The sequence below is a fragment of the Bradyrhizobium sp. WSM4874 genome (assembly GCF_055811835.1).
In genome coordinates this window covers 112,813-139,435 of sequence record NZ_JBVVPR010000008.1, presented here as the reverse complement: position 1 = coordinate 139,435, position 26,623 = coordinate 112,813, and the positions used below count along the sequence as shown (strand labels likewise).

25 protein-coding genes and 1 pseudogene are annotated in these 26,623 nt (G+C 62.8%); 11 read left to right on the top strand and 15 right to left on the bottom strand.

Features of this window, described 5'->3' with window-relative positions; genetic code table 11:
- Positions 1–27: 27 nt before the first annotated feature.
- Positions 28–696 (top strand): hypothetical protein, encoded by a 669-nt coding sequence (locus AC0L3P_RS11070; protein WP_473301869.1) that lies wholly within the window; start codon positions 28–30, stop codon positions 694–696.
- An 83-nt stretch (positions 697–779) separates the two neighbouring features.
- The gene (locus AC0L3P_RS11065; RefSeq protein WP_473301868.1) at positions 780–1,112 is read left to right on the top strand and encodes a GIY-YIG nuclease family protein; all 333 of its coding nucleotides are present in this window, start codon (positions 780–782) and stop codon (positions 1,110–1,112) included.
- Positions 1,113–1,137: 25 nt separating this feature from the next.
- On the opposite strand, the gene AC0L3P_RS11060 is transcribed toward AC0L3P_RS11065, so the two are convergent.
- From AC0L3P_RS11060 to petA, 5 genes are all read right to left on the bottom strand, one after another.
- Entirely contained in the window at positions 1,138–1,677 is a 540-nt protein-coding gene (locus AC0L3P_RS11060) for an adenine phosphoribosyltransferase (protein ID WP_007595035.1), read from the bottom strand.
- An 8-nt stretch (positions 1,678–1,685) separates the two neighbouring features.
- The gene (locus AC0L3P_RS11055; RefSeq protein WP_473301867.1) at positions 1,686–3,851 is read right to left on the bottom strand and encodes an anthranilate synthase component I; all 2,166 of its coding nucleotides are present in this window, start codon (positions 3,849–3,851) and stop codon (positions 1,686–1,688) included.
- A 301-nt stretch (positions 3,852–4,152) separates the two neighbouring features.
- Positions 4,153–4,827, bottom strand: coding sequence for a dienelactone hydrolase family protein (locus tag AC0L3P_RS11050; protein ID WP_354057251.1), 675 nt, complete (start codon positions 4,825–4,827; stop codon positions 4,153–4,155).
- Between the two features lie 143 nt (positions 4,828–4,970).
- Positions 4,971–7,043, bottom strand: coding sequence for a cytochrome b/c1 (gene fbcH, locus AC0L3P_RS11045; protein WP_275171541.1), 2,073 nt, complete (start codon positions 7,041–7,043; stop codon positions 4,971–4,973).
- Positions 7,044–7,104: 61 nt separating this feature from the next.
- Positions 7,105–7,635, bottom strand: coding sequence for a ubiquinol-cytochrome c reductase iron-sulfur subunit (petA, locus tag AC0L3P_RS11040; RefSeq protein WP_473301866.1), 531 nt, complete (start codon positions 7,633–7,635; stop codon positions 7,105–7,107).
- A gap of 278 nt (positions 7,636–7,913) precedes the next feature.
- Between petA and AC0L3P_RS11035 the strand changes: the two genes are divergently transcribed.
- The 6 genes from AC0L3P_RS11035 (at position 7,914) to AC0L3P_RS11010 (ending at position 11,732) form a co-directional block, all read left to right on the top strand.
- Positions 7,914–8,372, top strand: coding sequence for a tRNA (cytidine(34)-2'-O)-methyltransferase (locus tag AC0L3P_RS11035; RefSeq protein WP_007607073.1), 459 nt, complete (start codon positions 7,914–7,916; stop codon positions 8,370–8,372).
- A gap of 19 nt (positions 8,373–8,391) precedes the next feature.
- A complete protein-coding gene (gene queE, locus AC0L3P_RS11030; RefSeq protein WP_473301865.1) occupies positions 8,392–9,024 on the top strand; it encodes a 7-carboxy-7-deazaguanine synthase in 633 nt (210 codons plus the stop codon).
- Between the two features lie 17 nt (positions 9,025–9,041).
- Positions 9,042–9,407, top strand: a complete 366-nt coding sequence (locus AC0L3P_RS11025; protein ID WP_007607071.1) for a 6-pyruvoyl trahydropterin synthase family protein — start codon at positions 9,042–9,044, stop codon at positions 9,405–9,407.
- A gap of 119 nt (positions 9,408–9,526) precedes the next feature.
- Positions 9,527–10,414 carry an oxygen-dependent coproporphyrinogen oxidase gene (gene hemF, locus AC0L3P_RS11020; protein ID WP_354209112.1) on the top strand — a complete coding sequence of 296 codons (888 nt, stop codon included), beginning with the start codon at positions 9,527–9,529 and terminating at the stop codon, positions 10,412–10,414.
- On the top strand, positions 10,411–11,157 hold the full coding sequence (locus tag AC0L3P_RS11015) for an HAD family hydrolase (RefSeq protein WP_354057259.1): 747 nt from the start codon (positions 10,411–10,413) through the stop codon (positions 11,155–11,157). The genes hemF and AC0L3P_RS11015 overlap by 4 nt, the downstream gene beginning before the upstream one ends.
- A gap of 371 nt (positions 11,158–11,528) precedes the next feature.
- Complete coding sequence (locus AC0L3P_RS11010; protein WP_354057261.1) at positions 11,529–11,732, top strand: YodC family protein; 204 nt, start codon at positions 11,529–11,531, stop codon at positions 11,730–11,732.
- Between the two features lie 1,047 nt (positions 11,733–12,779).
- Here AC0L3P_RS11010 and AC0L3P_RS11005 read toward each other — a convergent pair.
- A pseudogene (locus AC0L3P_RS11005) lies at positions 12,780–13,094 on the bottom strand (winged helix-turn-helix domain-containing protein); the annotation flags it as partial.
- Positions 13,095–13,372: 278 nt separating this feature from the next.
- On the opposite strand from AC0L3P_RS11005, the gene AC0L3P_RS11000 reads away from it, so the two are divergent.
- Complete coding sequence (locus tag AC0L3P_RS11000; protein ID WP_473301864.1) at positions 13,373–14,284, top strand: DUF1127 domain-containing protein; 912 nt, start codon at positions 13,373–13,375, stop codon at positions 14,282–14,284.
- Between the two features lie 184 nt (positions 14,285–14,468).
- On the opposite strand, the gene AC0L3P_RS10995 is transcribed toward AC0L3P_RS11000, so the two are convergent.
- On the bottom strand, positions 14,469–15,542 hold the full coding sequence (locus AC0L3P_RS10995; protein WP_354256335.1) for a TauD/TfdA family dioxygenase: 1,074 nt from the start codon (positions 15,540–15,542) through the stop codon (positions 14,469–14,471).
- Between the two features lie 404 nt (positions 15,543–15,946).
- Between AC0L3P_RS10995 and AC0L3P_RS10990 the strand changes: the two genes are divergently transcribed.
- Complete coding sequence (locus AC0L3P_RS10990) at positions 15,947–16,162, top strand: hypothetical protein (RefSeq protein WP_007595064.1); 216 nt, start codon at positions 15,947–15,949, stop codon at positions 16,160–16,162.
- A gap of 162 nt (positions 16,163–16,324) precedes the next feature.
- On the opposite strand, the gene AC0L3P_RS10985 is transcribed toward AC0L3P_RS10990, so the two are convergent.
- From AC0L3P_RS10985 to AC0L3P_RS10975, 3 genes are all read right to left on the bottom strand, one after another.
- Positions 16,325–17,407 (bottom strand): two pore domain potassium channel family protein, encoded by a 1,083-nt coding sequence (locus tag AC0L3P_RS10985; RefSeq protein ID WP_354057269.1) that lies wholly within the window; start codon positions 17,405–17,407, stop codon positions 16,325–16,327.
- 39 nt (positions 17,408–17,446) lie between these two features.
- Entirely contained in the window at positions 17,447–18,640 is a 1,194-nt protein-coding gene (locus AC0L3P_RS10980) for an L-dopachrome tautomerase-related protein (protein ID WP_354057271.1), read from the bottom strand.
- Between the two features lie 176 nt (positions 18,641–18,816).
- Complete coding sequence (locus AC0L3P_RS10975; protein ID WP_473301863.1) at positions 18,817–22,335, bottom strand: LuxR C-terminal-related transcriptional regulator; 3,519 nt, start codon at positions 22,333–22,335, stop codon at positions 18,817–18,819.
- Positions 22,336–22,376: 41 nt separating this feature from the next.
- On the opposite strand from AC0L3P_RS10975, the gene AC0L3P_RS10970 reads away from it, so the two are divergent.
- On the top strand, positions 22,377–22,796 hold the full coding sequence (locus AC0L3P_RS10970) for a nuclear transport factor 2 family protein (protein WP_473301862.1): 420 nt from the start codon (positions 22,377–22,379) through the stop codon (positions 22,794–22,796).
- A 51-nt stretch (positions 22,797–22,847) separates the two neighbouring features.
- Here the strand turns inward: AC0L3P_RS10970 and AC0L3P_RS10965 are convergent, their stop codons facing one another.
- From AC0L3P_RS10965 to AC0L3P_RS10945, 5 genes are read right to left on the bottom strand one after another with little or no spacing between them, the layout of a single operon-like run.
- Positions 22,848–23,615 carry a sulfite exporter TauE/SafE family protein gene (locus tag AC0L3P_RS10965; RefSeq protein WP_473301861.1) on the bottom strand — a complete coding sequence of 256 codons (768 nt, stop codon included), beginning with the start codon at positions 23,613–23,615 and terminating at the stop codon, positions 22,848–22,850.
- Positions 23,612–24,868, bottom strand: coding sequence for a CCA tRNA nucleotidyltransferase (locus AC0L3P_RS10960; RefSeq protein ID WP_473301860.1), 1,257 nt, complete (start codon positions 24,866–24,868; stop codon positions 23,612–23,614). The genes AC0L3P_RS10965 and AC0L3P_RS10960 overlap by 4 nt, the downstream gene beginning before the upstream one ends.
- A gap of 9 nt (positions 24,869–24,877) precedes the next feature.
- On the bottom strand, positions 24,878–25,141 hold the full coding sequence (locus AC0L3P_RS10955; protein ID WP_018454951.1) for a DUF6111 family protein: 264 nt from the start codon (positions 25,139–25,141) through the stop codon (positions 24,878–24,880).
- On the bottom strand, positions 25,138–25,809 hold the full coding sequence (locus tag AC0L3P_RS10950; protein ID WP_247466246.1) for a CoA pyrophosphatase: 672 nt from the start codon (positions 25,807–25,809) through the stop codon (positions 25,138–25,140). The genes AC0L3P_RS10955 and AC0L3P_RS10950 overlap by 4 nt, the downstream gene beginning before the upstream one ends.
- Positions 25,806–26,417 (bottom strand): DUF1285 domain-containing protein, encoded by a 612-nt coding sequence (locus AC0L3P_RS10945; RefSeq protein WP_354209124.1) that lies wholly within the window; start codon positions 26,415–26,417, stop codon positions 25,806–25,808. Before AC0L3P_RS10945 ends, AC0L3P_RS10950 begins: the two co-directional genes overlap by 4 nt.
- Positions 26,418–26,623: the final 206 nt, after the last annotated feature.

Genomic DNA, 26,623 nt, shown 5'->3' with positions numbered 1-26,623 from the left:
CGCCGAGTTCGACTGATATAGCTATCGATGCCCGCGACGCCCCTCTACATCATTTGCTCGCCCCGCCCGCAGGTCGGCAAGACCCTGCTGGCGCGGCTTTTGAGCGAATTTTTGCTGCTCAAGAACGGCAACGTCGTGGCCTTCGACGTCAACCTGAAGGAGCCGTCGCTGCTCGACTATCTGCCAAAGATCACCGAGACCGCCGACGTGATCGACACCTATGGCAAGATGCAGCTGATGGATCGCGTCATCGTCGATGACGGGGTAGCCAAGGTGATCGACCTCGGCTTCCACGCCTTTGACGAGTTCTTCAAGATGACCGAAGAGATCGGCCTGTTGAAAGAGGCGGCGCGCCGCCACGTCGCGCCGATGATCCTGTTCGTCGCCGACACCGACCGCGTCTCGGCCCGCGCGCACGAGATGCTGCGCGAACAGATCCCGCGGATCAACCTGATCACGGTGGACAACGAGCACGTCGTGCGTGGCGAGTTGCCGGCCGCGATGGCCGGCGGCCGGCTGCTGCGCCTGCCGGCGTTGCCCGGCTTCCTGAAGACCTATATCGGCCGCCTGAACTTCTCCTTCACCGGCTATCTGCGCCAGGAGAAAGATGCCTCGACCGAGCTGCACCAGTGGACCCGGCGCAACTATCTCGCCTTCCGCGAGCTCGAGCTCAGCCTGATCCTGCAACGATCTTGAATATTTACCCGGATAATATTGACGTCGAGCGGCCCTGCGGTTACTGAGTCCATGCACCAGCGTTCCTCAGCAAGGACCTCACCGTGACCATCGACCGGAAAGCAGCGATCGCCGCCTACAAGGAGCGGAAGACCGTTGCAGGCATATACGTCGTCCGCTGCGCGGCCTCGGGCGAGGCCTGGGTCGGCCAAGCCCCGAACCTCGACACAATCCAGAACCGCATCTGGTTCTCGCTGCGCCAGGGTAGCCACACCTGCCGTAGCCTCCAGGCTGCGTGGAACACGCATGGCGAGGCAGGCCTGATGTTTGGCGAATGTGAGCGTCTGGAGGATGAGGAGACCGCCTATGTCAGGAATGCGCTGCTCCAAGAGCGCATGCTGCATTGGCTGTCGGAGCTGAAGGCCGAGCCGATCTGAACGTCGCCAGCGGCGCCGTTGCCGCTCAGTGCCCCTCGAACGTCATCAGCGTGCGCACCGGCACGTCCATCGCGCGCAGCTTGGCCGCGCCGCCGAGATCGGGCAGGTCGATGATGAAGCAGGCGGCAACGACATTGGCGCCGATCTGGCGCAGCAATTTCACCGCGCCTTCCGCGGTGCCGCCGGTGGCGATGAGGTCATCGACCAGGATCACGCGCTCGCCGGGCTGGATGGCGTCGACATGCATCTCCATCTCGTCGATGCCGTATTCGAGAGAGTAAGCGATGCGCACGGTGGTGTGCGGCAGCTTGCCTTTTTTCCGGATCGGCACGAAGCCGGCCGAAACCTGGTGCGCCACCGCGCCGCCGATGATGAAGCCGCGCGCCTCCATGCCGGCGACCTTGTCGATCTTGTTGCCGGCCCAGGGATTGACGAGTTCGTCGACCGCGCGGCGGAACGCACGCGCATCTGCGAGCAGCGTGGTGATGTCGCGGAACAAGATCCCGGGTTTCGGGTAGTCCGGGATGGTGCGGACGCTTGCCTTCAGATCGTGGTCAAAAGTCATGGTGCCTCTCAATCAGCGCGCGCATCCAAACGGAACGCGTTCTCGACAATTCGTAAGCCCACCTCGCCGCTCAGCGACATCAGCGATTCCGGATGGAATTGCACGCCGGCGACCGGCAGGGTCTTGTGCTCCAGCGCCATGGCGACGCCGTCCTCGGTGCTGGCGGTGACGGATAGCACCTCCGGCATGCTGTCGCGCTCGACATAGAGCGAGTGATAGCGGCCGATTACGATCTCGTTCGGCAGATTGCGCATCAGCCGCCCGCCGCGGACCTGCACCCGCGAGGGCCGGCCGTGAGCGGGATGCGTGAGCTGCCCGAGCTCGCCGCCGAAATATTCGCCGATCGCCTGGACGCCGAGACAGACGCCGAACACCGGCAGCTTGTTCTCCAGCGCCGCGTCGATGGTCTTCTTGATCCCAAAATCCTCAGGCCTGCCAGGGCCGGGCGACAGCACCAGCAAATCCCACCGCTTCTGCTTGAGCATGTCGAGCGCATGCACATGTCGGACCACGGTGACGTCGGCGCCGACTTGGCGGAAGTAATCGGCCAGCATATGCACAAAGCTGTCGTCATGGTCGATCAGCAGCACCCGCTTGCCGCTTCCGGTCGCATCGGGCGCAAAGGCCGACAGCGGCTTCGGCGGATCACCGCGCAAGGCCTGGAATAAAGCGGCAGCTTTGACCTGGCATTCGCGGTCCTCGGCGGCGGGATCGGAGTCGAACAAACAGGTGGCGCCGACACGCACTTCCGCGAGGCCTTCCTTCATCCGGATGGTGCGGATGGTGAGGCCGGTGTTGATGCTGCCGTCGAAATTCACCGCCCCGATCGCGCCCGCATACCAGCGGCGGGGCGAGCGCTCGTGATCCTCGACGAACTGCATCGCCCAGAGTTTTGGCGCGCCGGTGACGGTGACGGCCCAGGCATGGGTGAGGAACGCATCGAGCGCATCGAAGCCGGGACGCAGCATGCCTTCGACATGGTCGACGGTGTGGAAGAGTTTTGAATAGGTTTCGATCTGCCGGCGCGCCAGCACCTTGATCGTGCCGGGGACGCAGACGCGCGCCTTGTCGTTGCGGTCGACGTCGGTGCACATGTTGAGCTCGAACTCGTCCTTCTCGGAGTTCAGGAGCTGGCGGATCTGCTCGGCATCGCCGATCGCATCGGTACCGCGCGCGATCGTACCCGAGATCGGGCAGGTCTCGACCCGGCGTCCGTCCGAGCGCACGAACATTTCCGGAGAGGCCGAGACGAGAAATTCACCCTCGCCAAGATTCATCAGCGCGCCGTACGGCGACGGGTTGATGACGCAGAGCCGCTGGAACACTTCGGCCGGCGAGCGGTCGCAGGGCTCGGCGAAGAGCTGCCCCGGCACCGCCTCGAACAGATCGCCGCGCGCAAAGGCGGCGCGCGCGGTCTCGACCGTGGCCTGATATTCGCCGGGCGCGTGATCGGCAAAACCCTGGCGCGGCGTCTTGAGGTATGGGCTCTCGGCGGTCTCGTGCGGCAGGCCCGCGGTGGACTTGCCCTTCCACGCGAAATCGTAAGTGAGCACGACGCCGCGGCCGGTAGCGCGGTCATAGGCGAGCAGGCGGTCGGGGACATAGAGCACGATGTCGCGCTGGTCGCTCTCCCGCGCGCGCTTCTGCACGAGGTCCTCGATCTGGAACACGAGATCGTAGGCGAAGGCGCCGAACAGGCCGAGCGACCCGTCGTCATTGGCGGAGAAGGCGGCGACGAGATCGCGCACCAGCGACATCACGCTGGCGCGCCGCGTGCGCTGGTCTTCGTCGATCGGCGCTTCGCCGCGGATGATATGACCGGCAAGGCGCGTGGGCGTTGTCTCGGAGATCACGACGCAGGGCTCGCGCAAGACGTCGGCGAGGAAGGCGATCAGCACCTCCCCGCGCGCGTTCAGCGCTTCCAGCTTGAAATTGACGCCAGTGGTCTCGAGCTTGAGCGGCGGATCGGAGAAGCCGAGGTCAAAGCTCTCGTAGCGGCCGGGCACGGTCGTGCCCGACGACAGCACCACGCCGCGGCGACGGTCGAGCAGGCTGACGAGATCGTCCAGCCGGTTGGCGCCGCCGGAAAACTGTTCCGCCACGCGCGTGATCGCGAGCCCCGCGCGGGTCACATAGTCGCTTCGAGCCGGAAGGGCAAAGACGGTCCTGTTCATCGGGTCCTCTTACGAAACTTGTCGAGGGAACGCCACACAGGACAAACGATCAGGCCGCCGCACTGCGTGGGCGACCTCAGACGATTTTGGGAGAATAAATCGCACCGGCCACCTCTCAGGAGGTGCGCCACCAAAGACGGGATGGGCGGACGGCGGTGCTCATGGGCGGATACTCATCATGGCGCGGGGACGGCGTCAAGGTGCCGTCTCCGGCAGCCCGGATGGAGCGCAGCGCAATCCGGGGCTGTCTATTGTGATACCAAACCCGGATTGCGCTGCGCTCCATCCGGGCTACGGGCGCCTACCCCAAATGCTTCCGGAAAAACTCGGTCGCCCTGCCCCAGGCGAGCTCGGCGGCTTCGCGGTCGTGGACGGCCTGGCGTTGCTCGTTGACGAAGGCGTGCTCGGCGTCATAGCGGAACAGCTCCAGCGACTTGCCGGCGGACTTCATGGCCTTTTCGAAGCCATTGACCAGCTCAGGCGTGCACCAATCGTCCTTGTTGGCGAAATGGGCCTGGAGCGGGATCTTGACGTCGGCGGGCTTGGCCGCCTGCTCGGGCGGAATGCCGTAGAACACCACACCGGCCGCGAGCTCCGGCACATGCACCGCGCCGATGATGGTGACGGCGCCACCGAGGCAGAAGCCGGTCAGGCCGACCTTGGCGCCGTTGCGGGACAGATATTGCGTGGCGCCGCGCACGGTCTGCGTGGTGGCGTCCATGAAATCGAGCGAGTTCATCTCTTTGCCGGCCGCGTCCGTGTCGTGATACGGCACCACCTTGCCCTTGTAGAGATCGGGCGCCAGCGCATCGAAACCGGCGAGCGCGAAGCGGTCGCACAGGCCCTTGATCTGGTCCGACAGGCCCCACCATTCCTGGATGACCACCACGCCCGGCGCGTTGCCGCGCGCGGCATTGGCGAGATAGCCCGATGCGTCCTTGCCGTCCGGGCGCTTGAAGGTGATGGCGGTTCCCATGGTGTCCTCCGACGAGTTTTTGGGGAGCGTTGGCGGCATTTTGGCGTTTGAGCGGACGATAGGCAATCGCGCCTGACAACACACTCTCGTGCCCAACAAAAAAGCCCCCTCGCGGGGGCCTCTTCATTCTCGCCTCGGGCCGCTCAGTGCGAGTCAGCCCAGACCTTCTTTTTGGTGAAGTACATCAGGCCGGCGAAGATGATCAGGAAGATGAACACCTGGAAACCGAGGCGCTTGCGCGCTTCCATGTGGGGTTCGGCGGTCCACATCAGGAACGTGGTGACGTCCTTGGAATATTGCGCAATCGTGGTCGGCGAGCCGTCGTCATAGGTCACCTGGCCGTCGCTGAGCGGCTTCGGCATCTTGATGGCGTGGCCCGGGAAGTACTTGTTGTAGTAGGAGCCCTCGGGGAGGGTCACGCCTTCGGGCGCCTTGTCCTCAAAGCCCTGGAGCAACGCCGAGACGTAGTCCGGGCCCTGCTCCTGATACTGGGTGAAGAAGTCGACGATGAACATCGGGAAGCCGCGACCGTAGGAACGCGCCTTGGTGATCAGCGACAGATCCGGCGGCGCCGCGCCACCATTCGCCGCACGCGCGGCCTGCTCGTTCGGGAATGGCGAGGGGAAATAATCCGCCGGCCGGCCCGCGCGTTCGAACATGTCACCCGCATCGTTCGGACCATCCTTGACCTTGTAGTCGGAGGCGAAGGCTGCAGCCTGCGCGACCGAATAGCCGGGACCGCCGGCTTCCGCGAGATTGCGGAAGGCGACGTAGGACAGGCCATGGCAGTTGGCGCAGACTTCCTTGTAAACCTTCAGGCCGCGCTGCAATGCGCCGCGGTCGTATTTGCCGAACGGACCGGCGAACGACCATTTGTTGCCCGGCGGCTTGTCGCTGCCTTCGGAGGCACGCGCGCTGTCGGCGGAGCCCGCAAACAACGCGCCCGCCAGCGCAAGCACGATCGCGCTCGACACCATCGGCGTCGACCTGCTCCCGGTTTTGGCCAGGACGGCATCCGAGATCGAGTTCGGCACCGGCCGCGGCTTCTCGATGCGCGAGAGCAGCGGCAGCACGATCAGGAAGTAGGCGAAGTAGCAGAACGTCAGGACCCGGCCGGCGATCACATAGATGCCTTCCGGCGGCTGCGCGCCGAGATAGCCGAGCAGGATGCAGACCGCGACGAAGATCCAGAAGAATTGCTTGGCCAGCGGACGGTACTTCGACGATTTCGTCCTGGCGGCATCGAGCCAGGGCAGGAAGCACAGGATGATGATCGCCGAGAACATCCCGATCACGCCCGCGAGCTTGTTCGGGATCGAACGCAGGATTGCGTAGAACGGCAGGTAATACCATTCCGGCACGATGTGCGGCGGCGTCACGCCCGGGTTCGCCGGAATGTAATTGTCGGCGTCGCCGAGGTAGTTCGGCATGTAGAAGATGAACCAGGCGTAGAGCAGCATGAAGCAGGAGACGCCGAACATGTCCTTGATGGTCGCATGCGGCGTGAACGGAACCGTATCCTTTTCCGTCTTGGGCTCGACGCCATCAGGGTTGTTCTGGCCGGAGACATGCAGCGCCCAGACGTGGAGCACGACGACGCCCGCGATCAGGAACGGCAAGAGATAGTGCAGCGAGAAGAAGCGGTTCAGCGTCGGATTGCCGACCGAATAGCCGCCCCATAAGAGCGTCACGATGCTCTCGCCGACATAGGGGATGGCGGAGAACAGATTGGTGATGACGGTGGCGCCCCAGAAGCTCATCTGTCCCCATGGCAGCACGTAGCCCATGAAGCCGGTCGCCATCATCAGGAGGTAGATGATGACGCCGAGGATCCACAGCACTTCGCGCGGCTCCTTGTAGGAGCCGTAATAGAGGCCGCGCAGCATGTGGACGTAGACGGCGACGAAGAACATCGAGGCGCCGACGGCATGCATGTTGCGCAGCAGCCAGCCGTAATTGACGTCACGAACCAGAAGCTCGACGGACTTGAAGGCGAGGTCGGCATGCGGCGTGTAGTGCATCGCCAGGATCACGCCGGTCAGGATCTGGATCCCCAGCATGAAGGAGAGGATGGCGCCGAAGGTCCACCAATAGTTCAGGTTGCGCGGGGTCGGATAGACCACGAAGGAGGAGTGCATGAGGCCGAGGATCGGCAGACGTCGCTCGATCCATTGCAGGGCCGGATTGCTCGGCTGGTAGTCGGATGGTCCGCTCATGATGCGATCCTGAGGAAATAATACGACGAGACGGCGCGAAGCTTCGGACGAGGCCCGAAGCTCAGCCGATCTGAATTTTGGTGTCGGAAACGAACTGGTACGGCGGCACCGGCAGGTTCGCGGGCGCGGGCCCCTGGCGGATGCGGCCGGACGAATCGTATTGCGAACCATGGCAGGGGCAGAAGAACCCGTCGTAATTGCCTTCATGGGCGATCGGGATGCAGCCGAGATGGGTGCAGATGCCGATCACGACCAGCCACTGCTCATGGCCGGACTTGACCCGGGCCTCGTCGGACTGCGGATCGGGCAGGCTCGCCACGTTGACGGCGCGCGCCTCGTCGATCTGCTTCTTGGTGCGGTGGCTGATGTAAATCGGCTTGCCGCGCCAGAACACCTTGATGTCCTGCCCCTCGGCGACCGGGCTGAGATCGACCTCGATCGGCGCACCGGCGGCGATGGTCGACGCATCAGGATTCATTTGGGAGATAAAGGGCCAGAGCGCAGCTGCGCCCCATACTGCTGCAGCTGCCCCCGTTGCAACGAATAAGAAATCACGGCGTGTCGGATGGTCCGCCGAAGACGCTGTCGTCACGATTCCAACCCTTTCTTCTTATGCAGCCGGCGGAACCGCTCCAGGAGCCCCCAAGGTCCCCAGAACAGTCTGCCGGCGCCCGCGGCCCCCCGCGGCGGCAGAACTTCACGTGCCCCCACCAAAACAAGGCGAAAACAGCAGTCCAGAATCGTTCTATTGGCACCCTTGCCGGGCGAGCGCAAGCCCGCTATCGGCGCGGGAGCGTGCAATGCACGAATTCCGCGGCCAGCGATGTTTTATTGAAACATTTCCGGCCCGCACCGAACCCGGCACAGCCCATGCAGATAGCGCTTTTCCAACCCGACATCCCCCAGAACACCGGCACGATTCTCAGGCTCTGCGCTTGCCTGGACGTGGCCGCCCATATCATCGAACCGGCGGGGTTCCCCGTCTCCGACCGGCATTTCCGCCGGGCGGGAATGGATTACCTCGATCAGGTCAGCATCGTCAGGCACGACTCCTGGTCGAAATTCGAGCAATGGCGCGCGGCGCAGGGGGCCCGCCTGCTGCTGTTCACCACCAAGGGGGCGACCGACTACCGCGATTTCCGTTACCAGACGGCGGACATCCTGCTATTCGGGCGCGAGAGCGCCGGCGTCACCGAGGCGGTGGTCGATGCCGCGGACGCGCGGCTGGTGATCCCGATCGCTCCGGGGCTGCGGTCGCTCAATGTCGCCATGACCGCGGCGATGGCCGCAGGCGAAGCGCTGCGGCAGCTCCGGAACCCGCAAGTTTGATAATGTTGAGGAGAGACGGTTGAGTTACGCGGTCAAGGAAATCTTCCTGACACTGCAAGGCGAAGGCGCCCATGCCGGGCGCGCGTCCGTATTTTGCCGCTTTGCCGGCTGCAACCTCTGGAGCGGGCGCGAGGCGGACCGCAGCGAGGCCACCTGCAAATTCTGCGACACCGATTTCGTCGGCACCGACGGCACGCTCGGCGGGCGCTATGCCTCGGCCGCGGAACTCGCCGGCACCATCGCGGCGCAATGGACGGCCTCCACCGACAACCGTTACGTGGTGCTCACCGGCGGCGAGCCGCTGCTCCAGGTCGATACCGCGCTGGTCGACGCGCTCCATGCACGCGGCTTCGAGATCGGGGTCGAGACCAACGGCACCATCGCCCCGCCCGAGGGGCTCGACTGGATCTGCGTCAGCCCGAAGGGCGGCAGCGATCTGGTGATCCGGCGCGGCCACGAGCTGAAGCTGGTCTATCCGCAGCCGCTCGCCATGCCGGAGGCCTTCGCGGATCTCGCCTTCGAGCGCTTCTCGCTGCAGCCGATGGACGGGCCCGAGGTCGCCCAAAACACCGCGGGCGCCATCGACTATTGCCTCAATCATCCGCAATGGCGGCTCAGCGTGCAGACGCATAAATCGCTCGGTATCAGATAGGATTGGTTTTCGAACAGATGTGGGAATTGACGAAATCGTTTCGCTTCGAGGCGGCGCACTCATTGTCGGGAACGACGTTCGGCGCGGCCAGCGAAGAGATCCACGGCCACTCCTTTCGCGCCGAGGTGACGCTGCGCGGCACGCCCGATCCCAAAACCGGCATGGTGGTCGATCTCGGCCTGGTCCAGCGCGCCATCGAGGACGTGCGCATGATTCTGGACCACAAGTACCTCAACAAGATCGAGGCACTCGGCACCCCGACGCTGGAAAACCTCTCGCGCTTCGTCTGGGAACGGCTGGCGCCTATCGGCAAGCTCACCCGCGTCAGCATCCACCGCGACAGTTGCAACGAGAGCTGCACCTATTACGGTCCGCAAGGCTAGAATTGGTAGGGTGGGCAAAGCGTAGCGTGCCCACCATTCAAGATAAACGGTGAAAGATGGTGGGCACGGCGCAAGTGCGCCTTTGCCCACCCTACGAGCCGGTTCGTTGGGATTTGCAGATGGACGTTTCTACGATCGAAGACCGCAAGACGCGCGCACGCGCCTGGTTCGAAGCGCTGCGCGACGACATCTGCGCGAGCTTGGAGCGGCTGGAGGACGATGCCCCGCCAGGCCTTTATTCGGGCGAGCCGGGTCGCTTCAAACGCACGCCGTGGCAGCGCACCGATCATACCGGCGCGGCCGGCGGCGGCGGCGTGATGTCGATGATGTCAGGCCGCCTGTTTGAGAAGGTGGGCGTGCATTGCTCCACCGTGCACGGCGAATTCGCGCCCGAGTTTCGCGCGCAGATTCCCGGTGCGGCGGAGGACCCGAAGTTCTGGGCCTCCGGCATCTCGCTGATCGCGCATCTGCGCAATCCGCACGTGCCGGCGGTGCACATGAACACGCGCTTCGTCGTCACCACAAAAGCCTGGTTCGGCGGCGGCGCCGATCTCACGCCGGTGCTCGACCGCCGCCGCACGCAGGACGATGCCGACAGCATCGCCTTCCACGCCGCAATGAAACAGGCCTGCACGCAGCCGAACGGCATCGCCGATTACGACAAGTACAAGAAGTGGTGCGACGAGTATTTCCACCTGCCGCATCGCAAAGAGGCGCGTGGCATCGGCGGCATCTTCTACGACTGGCACGACAGCGGCGACTGGGACGCCGACCTTGCCTTCACCCGGGATGTCGGCCGCGCCTTCCTGAAGATCTATCCCGACATCGTGCGGCGCAATTTCGCGACAAGCTGGACCGCGGAGGATCGCGAGGAGCAGTTGATCCGGCGCGGCCGCTATGTCGAGTTCAACCTGCTCTACGACCGCGGCACCATCTTCGGTCTCAAGACCGGCGGCAATGTGGATTCGATCCTGTCGTCGCTGCCGCCGGAGGTGAAGTGGCCATGACGACGATGACTCCCGCAATGAGGCCGCTGCCGCGCGCCATGCTGATCGACATGGACGACACCATCCTGTCGGCCTATGGCCGGCCCGAGATCGCCTGGAACACGATCACAGCGGAGTTCGCCGAGGAGCTCGCGCCGCTGCCGCCACACCTGGTCGCCAGCACCGTCCTGGCCTTTGCGAAAAATTTCTGGGCCAATGCGAACGCTTCGTGGCGGATGAAGCTCGCCGAGGCCCGGCATCTCACCGTCAAGGGTGGCTTCGCCGCACTCGCGGCCGCCGGTCATCGCGCACTATCAGACGACCTCGCCATTCGCCTCGCCGACCGCTTCACCAGCTATCGCGAGGAGGAGATGTTCGTCTTCCCCGGCGCGCATGACGCCATCGACAGGCTCAAGGCGCTCGGCATCAAGCTCGCGCTGGTGACCAACGGCGCCGCCGACACCCAGCGCGCCAAGGTCGAGCGGTTCGAACTGGCGCACCGCTTCCACCACATCCAGATCGAGGGCGAGCACGGTTTCGGCAAGCCCGAGGAGCGCGCCTATCTGCACGCGATGGACGCACTCGGCGTCACCGCCGAGGACACCTGGATGATCGGCGACAATCTGGAATGGGAAGTCGTGACTCCGCAGCGCCTCGGCATCTACTCGATCTGGATCGACGTGCATGGCGACGGCCTGCCGGAAGGCTCGATCGTCAAGCCCGACCGCATCATCCGCTCGCTGACAGAACTGCTGCCGGGCTGACTGCAATCAGGGTGCGCAATCAAAAACATCGAAAACAACCCCATGCACAGTAGACGGCCGCAGCAAAATCAAGGGCTTGCGGCAAACGCAAACTGCGGATCTGACGAAATCGGTTGCTCCGTCGGGCAAAACAGGCGCATGGTGTCATCGTCGCGACGCACGGGACGGAAGAGCCCTTGCGCCATCCATCGAACAGGCGCCATTGCCTCTCGTGATGGGATCGCTCCGGCCTAAAGCTCTCTGATCGACGTTTCAGCGGCCCGGCCGGCGCATGCGCGCTACCACAACACATCCACTGACCGAGTAGCCCGTGATCGGCATGTCATGCCGTTTTGCTAGCTTCACCGTCAATCAACCCGAAAGGACCATCCATGGAACTAAAAGCCGGCGATATCGTCATGCTGAAATCCGGCGGGCAGCCGCTCACCGTCGCGGACGTGAAGGGCGACGACGTGATCTGTCTCTGGATGGGCGCGGAAGGCGATCTGTTTCGCGAGACGCTGCCGCTCGCGGTGCTCGATCGACTGGAAGAGCTCGACGAAGACGAGGACGACGAAGACGAAGACGAGGAGTAAGCGCGGCTGAGGCCGCGTCCTAGTTTGATCGGAGCGCACAGCTCCGGCGCGCATGATGTCCGCTTCTTCGCCAACAATGGCGCGACAGCGGACATCGCTGCATGGCAGAACGGCCGACGAGACGTTGTCCGGATTCATCCTCTTGTCAGCATCCGTTACCTTGCTGACGGGATTCCTCGGCGGATACTTTCAGGATCATCGTGTCTCGCGTAAGGGGTGCAGCCGGCACCGTCACGATGATTTCCCATTTGTCTCGTCGGCCGTAAGCCGAGATCAGCTTGTGTAAGCCTGAAGGCCCGCGCCGATATTTAACGATCGGCTACACGGTTCGATGGCTTCTTCGTATTGACGGAGCTGCAGGTGCGCAACACAGAGGAGCCGCACCGTGATATTCTTCTGCACAATGGCCAGATCTGTCCGATCGCCGTCGAACCGGTCGGACCATATGTCGCGCGCGGTCTGAAGATCGGTCAGCGATACGCTGATCCGCACCTGATCTCCGTTGCGCCTCACCGCGCCGCGCACAGCCCAGCGGGCGCCGAGATCTCCTCCAAGCTGCTTCAGATCAATCGACTTATTCTTGTAGGTAAGGGCGGCCTCGCGTCCGATGACGAAAGTGGCGGGCGCTCGCGCAAGATCGGTCGTCAAACCTGTCGTGATGGCATCGGCAAGGTGATCCTGCTCTGGATCGTTGTTGAGGTTAGCGAAGGGCAATACGATGAGAGAGAGACGATGCGCGATCTCCGGCCCGACTATCGGTTGTCCTTGAAGCTCTCGAGCTTCCCGAACTGCGTCAGTACGGAGCGTCTTCCAGACATTCCAATAACCGAGAAGGCCGCCGGCAATTGCACCGATGGCAGCAACGGACGCCAGCGTCCCGCCGACGAACTTCAGAGGACCTCTGATGTGACGCATCCAGTTTTTGGATCGTCGTTTGCAAGCTAATTTTTCGGAGAACTCCGGGACCAAAACCGCTGCCTCCGCGGCTGCGCGCGCAAGATTCGACGGTTCTGCGAGGGCGTCTGAGATCACCGCTGTTTCAAGACATCGCTCGTCATCGTGGACAGCGCCCACGAAACGAAAGCCCTTTCGTGGAAATGTCTTGATAAGACGTTGTTGCGCGCCGGAGTCGCCGATCGCGCGTCGGACCGCATTCAATCGGGTCGTCAGCGCCGCATCAGACACGATCCGACCATCCCAAATTGCGTTTATCAGATCATCCTTGCTGACGACGCGATCCCTGCTGCGGATCAAATAGCCGAGCAGATCAAGTACCTGTGGCGTCGTAGGCACGGCATCGGGCCCGCGCCGCAACTCGCGCCGGTCGGTATCCAGCACACAGTCCTCGAAGAAATAGCGCATGGCACCATTCCCCAGGCTTGCCCTCTACTTCCGAGAGCGCCGCAGCGATTGTCCAGCGAAGATAGGCCTTCGAAACGGAAAATGTAAGCCGAATATCAAGTGTGCCTTGCCCCAGTGTCGCGGGATCGGCCGACGTCAGCCGCACGGAAACGCCCCCGCACCGGCTGGAACGCAAAGAATAAGCCGCCGGTAAGAAAAATGTAAGCCCCTCGTTAAGCGTACCGGACCGAGCATTGGCACCTTAGCCCTCGGTGAGAAGCAAGCCAAAGGAGATTGCGATGAGCGCGATCTATGGCGCCGCGTGGATGCGACGGCCCTTCGGATCAACGCAGCGCGTTGTTAGCCTCGTCCGGCAATTCTTGAGCGCATGGCGGGAGCGCCGCAGACGCCGGAGTGCACAAGCGACCCTGTGCGGCCTCAGCGACAGGGAGCTCATGGACATCGGCACGACGCGCGGCGAGATCGACTACATCGCCTCGCACCGAAACATCACGAGGCCGAGTCGTTCGACAGAACGGGACAGCGGCGTTATTACCCTGCTGCTCTGTAGCGCGCTTATCCTCGCTTTCGCAAGCGAGGCCAAAGCCCAATGCACTGCGCACGACGTTCTGCGGAATCACCTGGACCTCAAGACCGCTCCTCCGGTGCCGAGATCGCAGACTCCCGTCAGTTCGGCCGTCGATGTTCGGCTGTGGAAGACGATTGCGATAGGGACGTTCAGGGACATGCGCTCCCTTCGCAAGGCGATGAGTGCAATGGGCTGCGACGTCGGAAGCGCCGCTGCTGAAGTCCTTGCGCGGCCGGCTTTTACTCTGAGTGGCAAGAAAACGGACGTGGAGCTCGTCCCTGTCTCGGCCGCTGAGCTCGGCTTCGAGGGCGAGACAGCGTCGTTGACCGAAATCTATGCGCGCGCGCAACGGCTGGGTTTCGGACTTGCGCCCGCAGAAATCGGTCCGCAGCTGAGACTTCAGTACTTGGACCAGCCAATTGGTGAGTTTCTCATCATCGGAATGGAGCCGATCAGGACCTGGGCGGGTGAACCGGTGATCCTGACGGTGGCGAATGGTGGAGCAGGCCTCATTCTCATCGGCCAGGGCACCCGCGAGAACGCGGAAATTCCAGTGAACTCCACCATTTTATTCGTGCGGCCAAGTACGCCCGCCCAGGCGGAGACCGCGGCATTCAAGTAGCTCGGGTCATGCGTATGTCCGCTTTACGCCGAGATGCAGCATTTGTGGGTACTCGCCCTGGTCACGTCGATCCACGTTGAGAGTTTCAGCCTGGCGCTGTCGAAGGGATTGTCCGGCCTGCTCCTGCGGTTTGAGCTTGCGAGGCCAGGTTGGGTCCGGGCTTCCGGTTCAAACCATCGGAACGTCAATCCAACGGAACGTTCAAACTGGTACCTTTGGTGATGATGCCACCACGGTTGCCAACCTCGATCGAACCATAGCGCTGCTTGAAACAATCGGGCAGCGGCCGATCGCCTTCCATGCTGAGCCAAAGGCGCAATAGATGACGCTTCTGGCCTGCATCGGACCAATCGCGGAATCCAGTCCGGTCATGCAGCAAGGCATGATTGTAGACGAACTGCATGTCGCCCGGCTGAAGCCGCATGCCGAAATGCAGCGCGGGATCATTTGCGAGCGCGTCAAAGAGATTGAGCGCCTCGACGCGAGCCGGCGTCAGTCTCGGCGCATCGGGAAAGCGCTGCGCACTATCGATATACTGGCGCTGATAGAACCCGGTCAGGAACCCCGCATGCCAATTCAGCACCGGGATTTCAAGATATGGCTTTTCGTTCTCCGGCACCTCGCCTCGCCGATCTGTCGCGATCGGATCAAACAAGAGAGCGGCAAGGTCGGGACGTCTGTCAAACATCTCGTTGTAGATTGTCGTCGTACTGACAAGGAGGGAATCCCCTCCCTCCATCGCCTCGCGAATGCATAACAATCCAACCACGTCGGACGAATCCGTGTGGAATGTTTGCCGTTCCGAAGTTTGATAAATTCGGGTGTTCGGATCCTTCGCATCCGCGCCGGTGTCACGGACGTGACCGAGAATGTGACCCGCTGCATTCTGAGACCGCGCCGATCCGAGATGCGCGCCCACTCCGCAAAAGATCGTAGCGGCGAACTCCTGGTTATATTTTGCCACCGGGAGGCCGCGTATGACCTCGAAGCCCAAGCCGACCAGGAGCTTTGTCTTGAGATCTTCCAGGTGCGCACCGAGATTGGGAAGCGGAAAGCTTTCCTTCGTGATCTCGGCGATTTTTTTGTTTCTGCCGAGATATGTTTCAGCCGCGCCCTCGAGTTCCGCGATCTCGCCGGCCGCAAGCGATATCAACCATCGATCAGGATTGGCTTTCATCTCAGCGCCCTGCCAGGCGGACGGGATATCGACCTTCCCTGGAGGGCGATGAATCCCGCCGGGCACTGAGACCACATTCATCGTGTTGGCTCCTGGGGAGATTGGACGTCAGACATCGGGGCGGAAGACATGGGGGCAGACGACCAACGATATTGTGCCGACCGCTTGTTTGCAACTTGGCTGAAGCGCAGCAATGAGCCGAGTGCACTGTCGCCGCCAACGGGTGCGCTCGTTGACGAGGACCGTTTCAGGCAGTTCAGCGAGCCGCTTCCACCAAAATGATCGGGTAACAACATGGCCGCTCGTACGACCAATGAAGCCTGGGAAAAAATGGCATCAGCCGGAACGTTCGCGAAGCTGGTTGAGTTGAAAGTCATGCGCCTCGTGCCGCGGTCGTGGCCGCACCAGGCGGCCCGGATAAGGCTCTGCAAGAGGCGAAAGCTACTTTGCGGCGTGCTTGGCAGCACGGCCGCGCGAGGACGACGATGTACACGACGGCGATATACGATGAGCTGAGGCAGATCGAGCGCGACGTCGTCGAAGGAGAACGGCGGCTCGCAGAGCAGGAGGCGCTGATCATTGAAATGAAGCGCCAGAACGAGGACACAGCCAAAGCGGAAGGCGAACTCGAACGGATGCGGATGGAGCAGCGACGTCGCGACCAGGATCGGCAACGTCTGCTCTCACGGCTGCAACCCTGAAACAATTCCGCCCAATGAGGCTGATCCGCCGAAGGCGTCGCGTTTCTGAGACGCGAGACCAGGCCAGGCGCGCTCGGCGAGACATTCTGTCGTGGGAAGTCACTCACCAAAACGGAGCCCGCCAGGCGAAGCGAACTTGACCTGCGAGAGTCCGGCAGGGGTTTACGCCCTTTGTATCGCAGGATCGATGTCCGAGGGCTGGTAAGCCATGGAATTGCCAAGCACGCAAACGAGAGAGTCCCACCTTCTTCGGTGTTCCATGTAGGATTCGCACGAATGCGGAAGATCGTCGGTGACACTGATGCCTGCTTGCCGCAGCCGCCGTCGTGCATTGTCGAACCGGACCCGCCAGACTTGCCGATCTCCCTCGTCGGCTTCAGCCGATGCTTTCTCGTGCAGGAAAACGTTGTTGAGGGTCGAAAGGAGTAGCAGCGCGGAGGACCATAGCTGGGTGACTGCGCCGGATTGCTTGAGCCAATCGGCGTCCTTCGGCAATGCACTTTTGATCAGCGAGACGGCATCGAGGACGATGAGTGACGACCGGGACACGGAGTAGAACGGTTCAGGGAAGCGGAAGTAAAACAGAACGGGATAGAAGTGGTGAGCTTCTTTGGTATCGGTGACCTCTGCGGCCAACTCGGACAAATTGTTGTAACCCGCACTCAACTGGTTATTTGCGAACAGATGCGCGAGCAGATCCGCGGCATCGCCGGTCTCACCGCAGAGCGCGTGAATCTTGAGGCAAAGCGAGTTCCTGCTCCTGAGCGCGCCGTAGACCTGCATCAGGTAAGTGATGGTGAGCGATATGACTGATGTCCCGATCACCGAATTCAGAAGAAACAGCAGTTTCGCTCCGGCGCTTTGCGGACCAAAGTTGCTGCCGCCTACGATCGAGAGGCTGCTTCCCGCGACGTAAAGCGCGGTCACGAAGTCGGTTGGAGTCTCCTGGCTGCTGCTGGTGATGCTGGTCCCGAGCTGAGGGTGCACAATCAGGGCTGCCCCGAGCGCGAGCAGAATAGACCAGGTGAGCAGCAAGCCGACCACGATCAACGGGCCGCAGAATGAAAGCAGATGGTTGCCGTTGCCGGCCGAGGAAAGCCGGCGCAGCGCAAGCCAGACCATTCTAGCCAGGCGGTCGCTGATGATTCCGGTGCCGGCGCGTGCGTAGAGAACCGTGAGGAATACGTCGGCAAGGACCAGTGCCATCAGCAGCGTGCCGGCTATAGGCTCAACCCAATGGGCCATCTGTCCTCCTCGTCCTAAGCCGCCTCCGAAGTCGTACGTTTACTGCCGGTTCGGCTCGCGACTTGACCCGACGGTGTTCGCGTGTTCAGGCATGAACTTGAACAACGTGAAGTTCTTGTCCGTCCACGCCATGTGAAACCAGGGCGAATCCTGGATATGCGACGCGGTGACATAGATTGCGCCATCAGGACCTTGCGAGAAGGTGTCCGGCCAGCGCAGGCGCGAATCCGTCAACAGCTGTCGCACGGTACCATCGCGGGGATTGATGACCTTGACGGCGTTGTTGGCGATCGAGCTCAGATAGATTTCGTCATGGTCGCCGGTCCAGAGCCCATCGACGGGCTCCGTCGTTGCCACTGTCTCCGGGCGAGCGCGAGCCGCCGCGTCCGCACTCTGGATACTGGACGTGGCGATCCGGTAGAGAGTCTTCCCGGTCAGGGCCTGCCAGTAGAGGGTGTTGCCGTCCTTCGACAGCGCCAGACTATCGGCATTGAACAAGGGCTGCCGTCCGTCCGGCCGCCGCAAGGGCTGGCCATCTGTCATCACGGTGACGCTCGGATCGAATTGGGTCGAAGGATCGTCGCTCAGCACACGCCAAGCCTGCCCGGATTCGATGTTGAGAACGACCAGGCCGCCGGGCGAACCGGAATCGGTCAGATAGGCGAACTTTCCGTCGGGGGCGATACGGATGTCGTTGAGGTAGCTGGCCGGACCAGCGACGTCCGGCCCGATCGGAAAGGTCCGCTTCACGTTGTTCGATTTCAGATCGACCTCGACGATCTTGGGTCCACCCTTCACGGTCTTCTCGGCATTGGGAGCCGCGGGATCGACGACCCAAAGCGATCCGCGCCGGTCCGCAACAACGCTTTGAACGCAAACGAAGTGATCATTGGGCGACACCTCGGACATTCGCGCATTGCGCCAGCCGTTCCATTCCTCATTGGGATATGGCTTGGTCGACCCGTCCGGCATGAGTTCGGCCACCGAAACCGGCGTATCCTCCGTCCAGCGCGGGAAGTTCACGAATATGCGGCCGTCCGGAGCGACCGTAACGCCGGTCACCTGATGCTCGAACGTCGCGACCGATTGCAGCCGGCTGTCGCGACTTTCGACAAGAGGCGCGACAAGCCGTTGGGCCTTGGACTTGATATCCTCTGTTGCGGATTGCGCATGAACCGCGGACGAAATGGATAGCACGACTGCTACGCAGGAGCTGAACGCGATTGGACGCATGAGAGGCCCTTTCCAAAAAGTTTAGGGCCCAATCCGGCTTTGCTTCGATCGTTCCTAGCAACTCCACATCTGCCAACGCGCCTTTGATGGGGAGTTCCAACCAGCGGTCCAGCGATGATGGTTGCCGAGGGATATGGCCGGGCGAGCGAGAGCATCGCCCCCGTCGCGGTCACAGTTCAAATCAGCAAATCATGATGCGCAGGTACAATGGCTTGATGCGGCCCGTTATTGCCGTGGTCGTCCGCGTGTCCGTTCAGTGCATGAGGGACGATCTTGCCGTTGAACCCGAGGCTCTCTTCCTGACCAGGCGGAACGTGCGCATCGAGCGGGTGATTGAACTCTTTAACCTCAACTATCGCGACGAGAGGAGAAGGAGTTGGTCCGCTATCGAACCGGAACACCGGTCCTTGGTCTGCGCCGCCGGTTTCGAACGCAGCCTTGGCCGGGTGTGCGTCGTCTGATGCGATCGCTGCAGATTGCGCAGCGTGCTGGGAGCTGCCGTGGTCCACGGTGGCTGGTTCTGCCGTCTTCACGGTCCCCGCAGCCTGCGAAGCCGAAGCGTGATGCTCGCCGCCATCGCGCGGGCCGTTGCCCGGCTTGGAGTCAGCTTCAGTCGACTCGGTGGATGCCACTTTTGCAGACCCTGGCTCTGAAGCGTGCTGCGAGTTGCCGTGGCCCGCGCTGGCGGCCGTTGCGGCGCCCGGATCGATCTCTGCTCCGTCCGGCGGGCTTGCAGCGGCAGAGTGCCCGGATTTGCCGTGTTCCGCGCTGCCTGCTTCTGCCGTCGTCGCTGGTGCTTGCGCGGCGTCAGAAGCCGAAGCGCGATGATGATCGCCGCCATGGCCGCCATCATTGCCCTGTTTGGAGCCAGCTTCAGTCGATTCGGTAGCTGCCGCCTTTGCAGACCCTGGCTCCGATGCGTGCTGCGAGTTGTCGTGGCCCGCGCTGGCGGCCGTTGCGACGCCTGGATCGATCTCGGCTGCGTCCGGTGCGTTTGCGGCGGTTGAGTGCCCGGATTCGCCGTGTTTCGCGCCCGCTGGTTCTGCCGTCTTCGCTGGTGCTTGCGCAGCGTCAGAAGCCGAAGCGTGGTGCTCGGCACCACGGTCGGCGGCGTTGCCCGCTTTGGCCCCATCTTCAGTGGGTTCCGTGGATGCCGCCTTTGCAGGCCCAGGCTCCGAAGCGTGCTGCGCGTTGCCGTTTCCTGGGCTGGCACCCGTTGTGCCCGGATTGATCTCGGCTGCGGCCGGCGCGCTTCCAGTGGTTGGGTGCCCCGATTTGCCGTGTTCCGCGCCCGCTGGTTCTCCCGTCGCGGCCCCTGGTGCAGCCTCCGAAGCCGAGGCGTGATGCTGGGCGCCATTGCCGTCGTCATTGCCCGGTTTGGAGCCGGCTCCAGTCGATTCGGTAGCTGCATCCTTTGCAGATCCTGGCTCCGAAGCGTGCTGCGAGTTGCCGTGCCCCGCGTTGTCGGCCGTTACGACGCTCGGTTGGCCGATCTCGTTAGGCCCAGTCGAGGAAACGCCGGTGCCCGCATTGATCGGACCACTGGTCGATGTGACATTTGCGACTGCCGGCGCCGTCGCGCTATGAGCAAGTTGGACTGGCGATGCGTGAGCCGACGCGGCAGATGCAGCATCGCTTTCTTCCGTTGCATCCGCCGACGGGCCGTTGGAGCTTCCGAACTTCGTCGGCGTTCCCAATCCGGTCCGGGTCTGCCCGAAATGGAAACCCGAGCCGTTGTTGGCCAGAAGGGCCCACGCTCCGGCCGTCCCGAGCGAGCTCTCGCTCCCCTCGATACTGGTTTGGACATTGTCCTTCGTCAGAACAGACTCATCGGGTGCCACCGCCTGTATCAGCGCGGCTTCGAGCTGCTCCAGGGTGGTCGCAACAGCCGCGCCATCTGGCTCGGAGACGACATCCGCCTCCGCAATGGATACAATCCCCTCCAGATGGATTTCCAGCAAGCCGCGATCGCCGATATCGAGGATACGATCGGTCGCATTCACATAGACGATCGTTTCGTTGCTTGCGGAGTCGTAGACCCAGGCGAGTGTGTGTGGCGGTATGGACTTGCTTGCGGCCGTCATATGCAGCCAAGCAAGCGCTCCGAAAGCCGCAAGATTGATCCTGCCAGGCCCAGATGCGAAATCGAACACGGTATCGGAAGCGGTCGACCTGGAATCATTAGACTCGGAATCGATCGGGGACCGATAAACAATTTCTTTAACGTTGCCGCCTACGCCGAGGCTGGCATCGTGACCAGGGTCCGCGCCAACAGGTTTATGGAGGTTGTCACCCGCATCGCCCGGCCCATTTGGACCCAGAGCGCCTTCTTGAGCGGCGTTGTCGTGTCCAGCGGTCACTACGGCGGAAGACAGGTGGACATCGTGCGGAAGGATACTTGGGGCTGAATGGTCGTCATGATTGGCGGCAGCATGAGTGATCGCAGCCAGCTTTGTAGTCGCACTCTCTTGGGTGACGGCCAGGATGCTGTCGATCGAGGCTTCGCGGAGGTCATGCGCGTGGGCGGCGAGTTGAGGGTCCTGCAGTGCGTAGATCAACGCACCGGTGAGAATAGCGAAGTTGCCATACCCTCCGTGCATCGACATCGCATTGGAAAGAAGCCGCGGGAATTGATGTTCCGGGGCCGGGTCAACTCCGACCTGTATGTCGTTTGCTCCTCGCAGTAAGGGCACGGGAAGATCGGGCGCGCTCGATCCAACAGGAGCGAAGTGCGTCCACGGTTTCGATCCTCCGGATTGCTCGGCCGTGCGCAGCGCTTCCATGGCCGCCGCCGGGTTGGTGATTTGGGTGGCCTTGGCGAACAAGTCTCTCTGGGCGAGCGTGGGCGTCTCGCCGGATTCCCAGGCGATGAGGTGCCGGAGAATCCCTTTTTTCCAGGGCTCGTACGCGGCGTGCTCGTCCGCGTGGCCGACGCCGTTCTCATCCGGAAAGATGCCATTCGCTTCCGACGCCTTGAGTTCGTCCGCAATTGCCAACGCCAGAAAGGCCAGGGAGAGCGCAGCCAGGCCGGAGGGGCGTTGCAGCAATGCGATGGTCGCGAGCACAGTTCTGTTGGTGATCTCAAGCTTCTGGAAAATATTGTACAGGTGGACTTTGACCGTCCCGTCGGAAACGTTGAGCTGACGCGCGATCTCCTTGTTCGACATTCCTTCCGACACGAGTCGTGCAATTTGACGTTCCCGTTGCGTCAACAGCTCCAGCATCTTTTCGACTTTGCCGTCGCCGTCCGCCTCCTTGCCGGCTGCCGAGAGATCGGACTTCTCCAGTGCCACACCGCTCTTCGTCATCAGCCGCAGCGATCGCAGCATCGTGGCGGGAGAGGCATACTTCGAAATTGCGCTGCAGGCGCGGGCTGCGATGGCGGAAGTCAGATCGTGGTTGATGTCGGACTCGGTGAAGAACACCAGGCGCGTGGAGAGCTTCTCAGCTTTCACAATCGCGAGGATCTCGGAGACCGTCAGATCTGGCACCTTGTCGGCGAGAATCGCGACGTCAGGTGTCAGCTTCCGAATTGCTTCGAGGCAGCTTGTCCGATCGCTGGACGATGCGACAACGTCGAAGTCCGGCTGCGTCCCGAGGACCGACCTCAGTCCCTGCAAAACGATCGGCTGTGGATCGACGATCACAAGCCGGATGGGCTTGAGTATCCCCTGCCTGGCGGACGCGTCCAACATCGACTTTGGCCCTCGGCCCGGTCCGCTATGTCGTTCGCCATATGGCCGTGCCCGGGTGGGACATTAAAATCAAAAAAGGCTTGGCAGTTCCAGAGCCTGAAGCAGATTTGGACGGTATGCGAGTGAAAAATATGTCCTTTGACCCGATGGCCGTCGCGGTAGACTGGCTTGATGCCTATCGCGCAGGCGATATCGAGGCGATCTTGGAGCTCTATGCCGAAGATGCCGTTGTGCACTGCGGCTGCGCCGGCGTCCAGACCATTACCGGCCGCGAGGCACTTCGTGCCTATTGGGTCGATCGCCTCCGGAAATATCCGGCGGGCACGTTGGATGATCTCAATCCCTGGCAGAACGACGGGACCGTTATCTCGTACATCACCAGTGCCGGAGTCATGAGTGCACTTTTGGCGTTTGACACCGCCGGCAGGATCAAGGAACTGGACTGCAGTCCCTCACACTAGACCTGCGGCGCAATCCAAACGGGCAGCGGGACACGTGCCAGATCCGATTGATTAGATCAGCTGCCTCGCCGCAGCCGAGATCATTACCAGCCCGCCCGTGATCACCGCAACGTCGAGGATCGCGGTGTGGATGTGTACCGGCATCCGCTCGACGAAGGCCTTTGCCAGGAACGCGCCGGGAATGGCAATCGCTCCGATCAGCAATGCAAAGGCGAGCACCTGGGCGGTCACGGCGCCGGCGAGGCCGAACACCGAGATCTTGATGAGGCCGGTGCCGAGCGAGATCATTGCATCGGTCGCGATCACGGCGGCGCCTTCGAGACCCGCGGCCATCAGCAGCGACAGCAGGATCACGCCGGAGCCGGAGGTGCCGCCGACCAGCACGCCATAGCCGACCGAGCCGGCCGCGAGCCCGGTGTCGCCGATCCTGACCTGGCGGCGGCGGAGCACACGACGCAGCGGCACGCTCAGGATCAGCATGGAGCCGATCACCAGTGCCGCGCCGGCATTGGTCAGCCGCGTATAGCCGTAGGCACCAAGCGCGGTCGTCAATGCCGCGCAGGCCAACACGATTACCGCGCGGCGGCGATCGGCATAGCGGAGATAGGCGAGCGCGCGGCTGGAATTGGTGAAGATCGCGGAGATCGCGATGATCGGCACCACCGGCTCGGCGCCGACGAGAGGGACCAGCGCCAGCGGCATCAAGGCGCCGGTGCCGTAGCCGGCGAGACCACCGATGATCGAAGCAAACAACGCCATCAACGCGACCAGCAGGAGCTGAAAAATCGAGATGTCGGCGAAGCCTGAGACGATGCTCACGTTCTCTCATCGCGGCTGACGCGTGCCGCAGCTTGATCGGCGATGGAAGCGATTGCGGCTTCCTCTAGGGGAAAATCCGCCGCAAGCCAAGCGTCCTCCGCGAGCGTCAACACATGTCCGAGCGAAGGTCCTTCCGCCATGCCGCGCGCGATGAAGTCGGCGGCGCGAAGCGGAAATTTCGGCGCAATCCAGCGCTGCGGCAGCTCGGCGAGCGCACGCCATCGCGACGAGCCGACGTCACCGCCGGCTCTCGCCCAGCCCAGCAACACGCGATCGTGATAGCGATGCGCACCGAGCCGGTAGAGCAATCGCCGCGCATCGGCTTCGCCCTTGGTGGCCAGGCGCCACCAGCGGTGCCCCATCGAATCCAGCGCCTTGGTTTCCGCATTGGAGAGCCTCAGGCGCGTGGCGACGCGCTTGGCGTCTTCAGTCACCGCAACCGTCAGCGCGGCGAGGCGCCGCGTGCTGCTCGCGGTGAGGCCGAGCTCGCGCTCGATCGCGATCATCGCCGAGAGCGGCCCGGTATAGGCGACGCCGCCGGTCAGCGCTTGCAGCAATCCGCCGTCCGCCATCGCGACCGCGGCGGCGAACGCGCCGGGGGCGACCAGCAGCTTCAGCGTCTCCATGCGCAGCCGCTCGGCCGACAGGCTCGCGAGGCCCGCGCGTCCCCGGATGCAGGCGAGATAGCCGTCGCGGTCGGGATCGCCGGCGCCAAAGGCGGCGTGGATGCGGAAGAAGCGCAGGATGCGCAGGAAATCCTCGGCGATGCGCTGGTCGGGATCGCCGATGAAGCGCACGCGCCGCGCCGCCGCATCCGCGATGCCGCCGACGTAATCGTGGACGACGCCGTCAGCATCGACCGAGAGACCGTTCATCGTGAAGTCGCGGCGCTCGGCGTCCTTCACCCAGTCGCGGCCGAACGCGACCTTGGCCTTGCGGCCGAAGGTCTCGGTGTCCTCGCGCAGCGTCGTGACTTCATAAGGCTGGCTGTCGATGACGAGCGTGACGGTGCCGTGGTCAATGCCGGTCGGCACGGCCTTGATGCCGGCGCTCTTCGCGCGACGCATCACCTCGTGCGGCAGCGCCGTGGTCGCGATGTCGATGTCCCCCGGCACGAGGCCGAGCAGCGCGTTGCGCACGGCGCCGCCGACCACCCGTGCCTCCTCGCCATCCGCATTGAGCAATTGCAGGACGCGCGCGGTCCCGCCCGAAATCAGCCAGGGTGCATCGGCGAGCATGGGCACCGCGCTCATCGGCCGGTCCTATCTTTCCACGCCCGGCACGAGCTTGCCGTTCTCGACATGGGCGGGAACATAGGTCGAATCCGGCGCGGCGCCGGAGAAATGCGCAAACCCAATCAGCCCCGCGATCACCAGCACGAGCGCCGCCAGCATAAGGCGCGCGACGATGGTAATCGGCCAGGACGATTGCACGAACAGGCCGGAGCGCGTGGCGGCCAGGAACAGCGCATAGACGGCGAAGGGAACGAGGAAGATTCCGATCTCGGTCAGGATCGGCCGGATCATGATGAATAGATCCGCTCGTAGAGCACGCGCAGCATGCCCGCTGTCGCGCCCCAGATGTAGCGTTCCGCAAACGGCATCGCGTAGTAGGACCGCTCCATGCCGCGGAATTCCTTGCTGTGCACCTGATGGTTGGCCGGGTTCATCAGGAACGATAGCGGCACTTCGAACGCATCATCAACCTCGGAATGGTTGATCGTCAGCTCAAAACCCGGGCGCACCCTGGCAACCGTCGGCAGGATGCGGAAGCCGAAGCCGGTGCCGTAGAGATCGAGATAGCCGATCGGTTCGACGAAGTCTCTGGACAGCCCGACCTCCTCCTCGGCCTCGCGCAACGCCGCATCGAGCGGCGAGGAATCCGTCGCATCGATCTTGCCGCCGGGAAAGGCGATCTGGCCGGCATGGTCGTTCAGATGCGCCGAGCGCTGCGTCAGGAGGATGGTCGGCTCGGGATGATCGACCACCGCGATCAAGACCGCCGCCGGCCGCACCGGCTGCTCACGCGCGATGATCTCGAGCATCTTGTCGGTGCCGGGATCGCCCGAGGCCGGAATGATATTGGGATCATAGAGACCGGGCGGAACGTCGAAGCCGAGCCGCGCGGCGGAGCGGGCGAAGAAATCGGCCGCACCGATCACGGCGGGATCGTTCCTGGAGATAGGCTTGTTCAAAGCGCGGCCCTCACCTGCTCCGCATCGGCCATGGCGAAGAATTCGCCGGCCGATTCGACACCGAACATCGGCTGGCCATCGACCATCCGCTCCTCACCCATGTCAACCAGATCGTAATAGAGCGCGCGGGTGACCTTGGCCCACAGCTCGGCGCGGACGTGCAGATAGGGCGTCAGCCCGCCGTCTTTGGCCTGCTCGAAGCGCAGCCGGTGCGCCGCATCGCAGGTGACCCAGTCATCGACATTGGTGCGGAAGCGGAGCACGCGGTGGTCGTCCTCGCCGTCCTTCTGCATTTCGACCGCCATGAACGGTGCGTCGTCGACGCGAATGCCCACCTTCTCCACCGGCGTCACGAGGAAATGCTTGTCGCCTTCACGCTTGAGGATGGTCGAGAACAGGCGAACCAAAGCGTGACGGCCGATTGGCGTCCCCAAATAGAACCAAGTACCATCCGACGCGATTCGCATGTCGAGATCGCCGCAGAACGGCGGATTCCACAAATGCACCGGAGGCAGGCCCTTTTTGGCGCCTTCGGCATCGGCAGCAGTTTTGGCAGCGGCAGTCAGCCCCTCAAGACCGCGATCGGCGCTCTGCCCTTGGTTCGCCATGGTTTGCCTTGACTTTGTCATTTGGCACGATCGGTCATTTGGCACGATTGGTGCAGGTTTACGTTGTATCCGGGTGCTCGGTTCCACCCCGCATTAGTCCGGTGTGGAGGTCGCCACTTCGTGATGCCCTACATATCCCTAAGCCGATAAGGTGGGGATAGGTTAATTCAACGAATACATGGCCTTCCTGCAAGTCTAGCATAGGG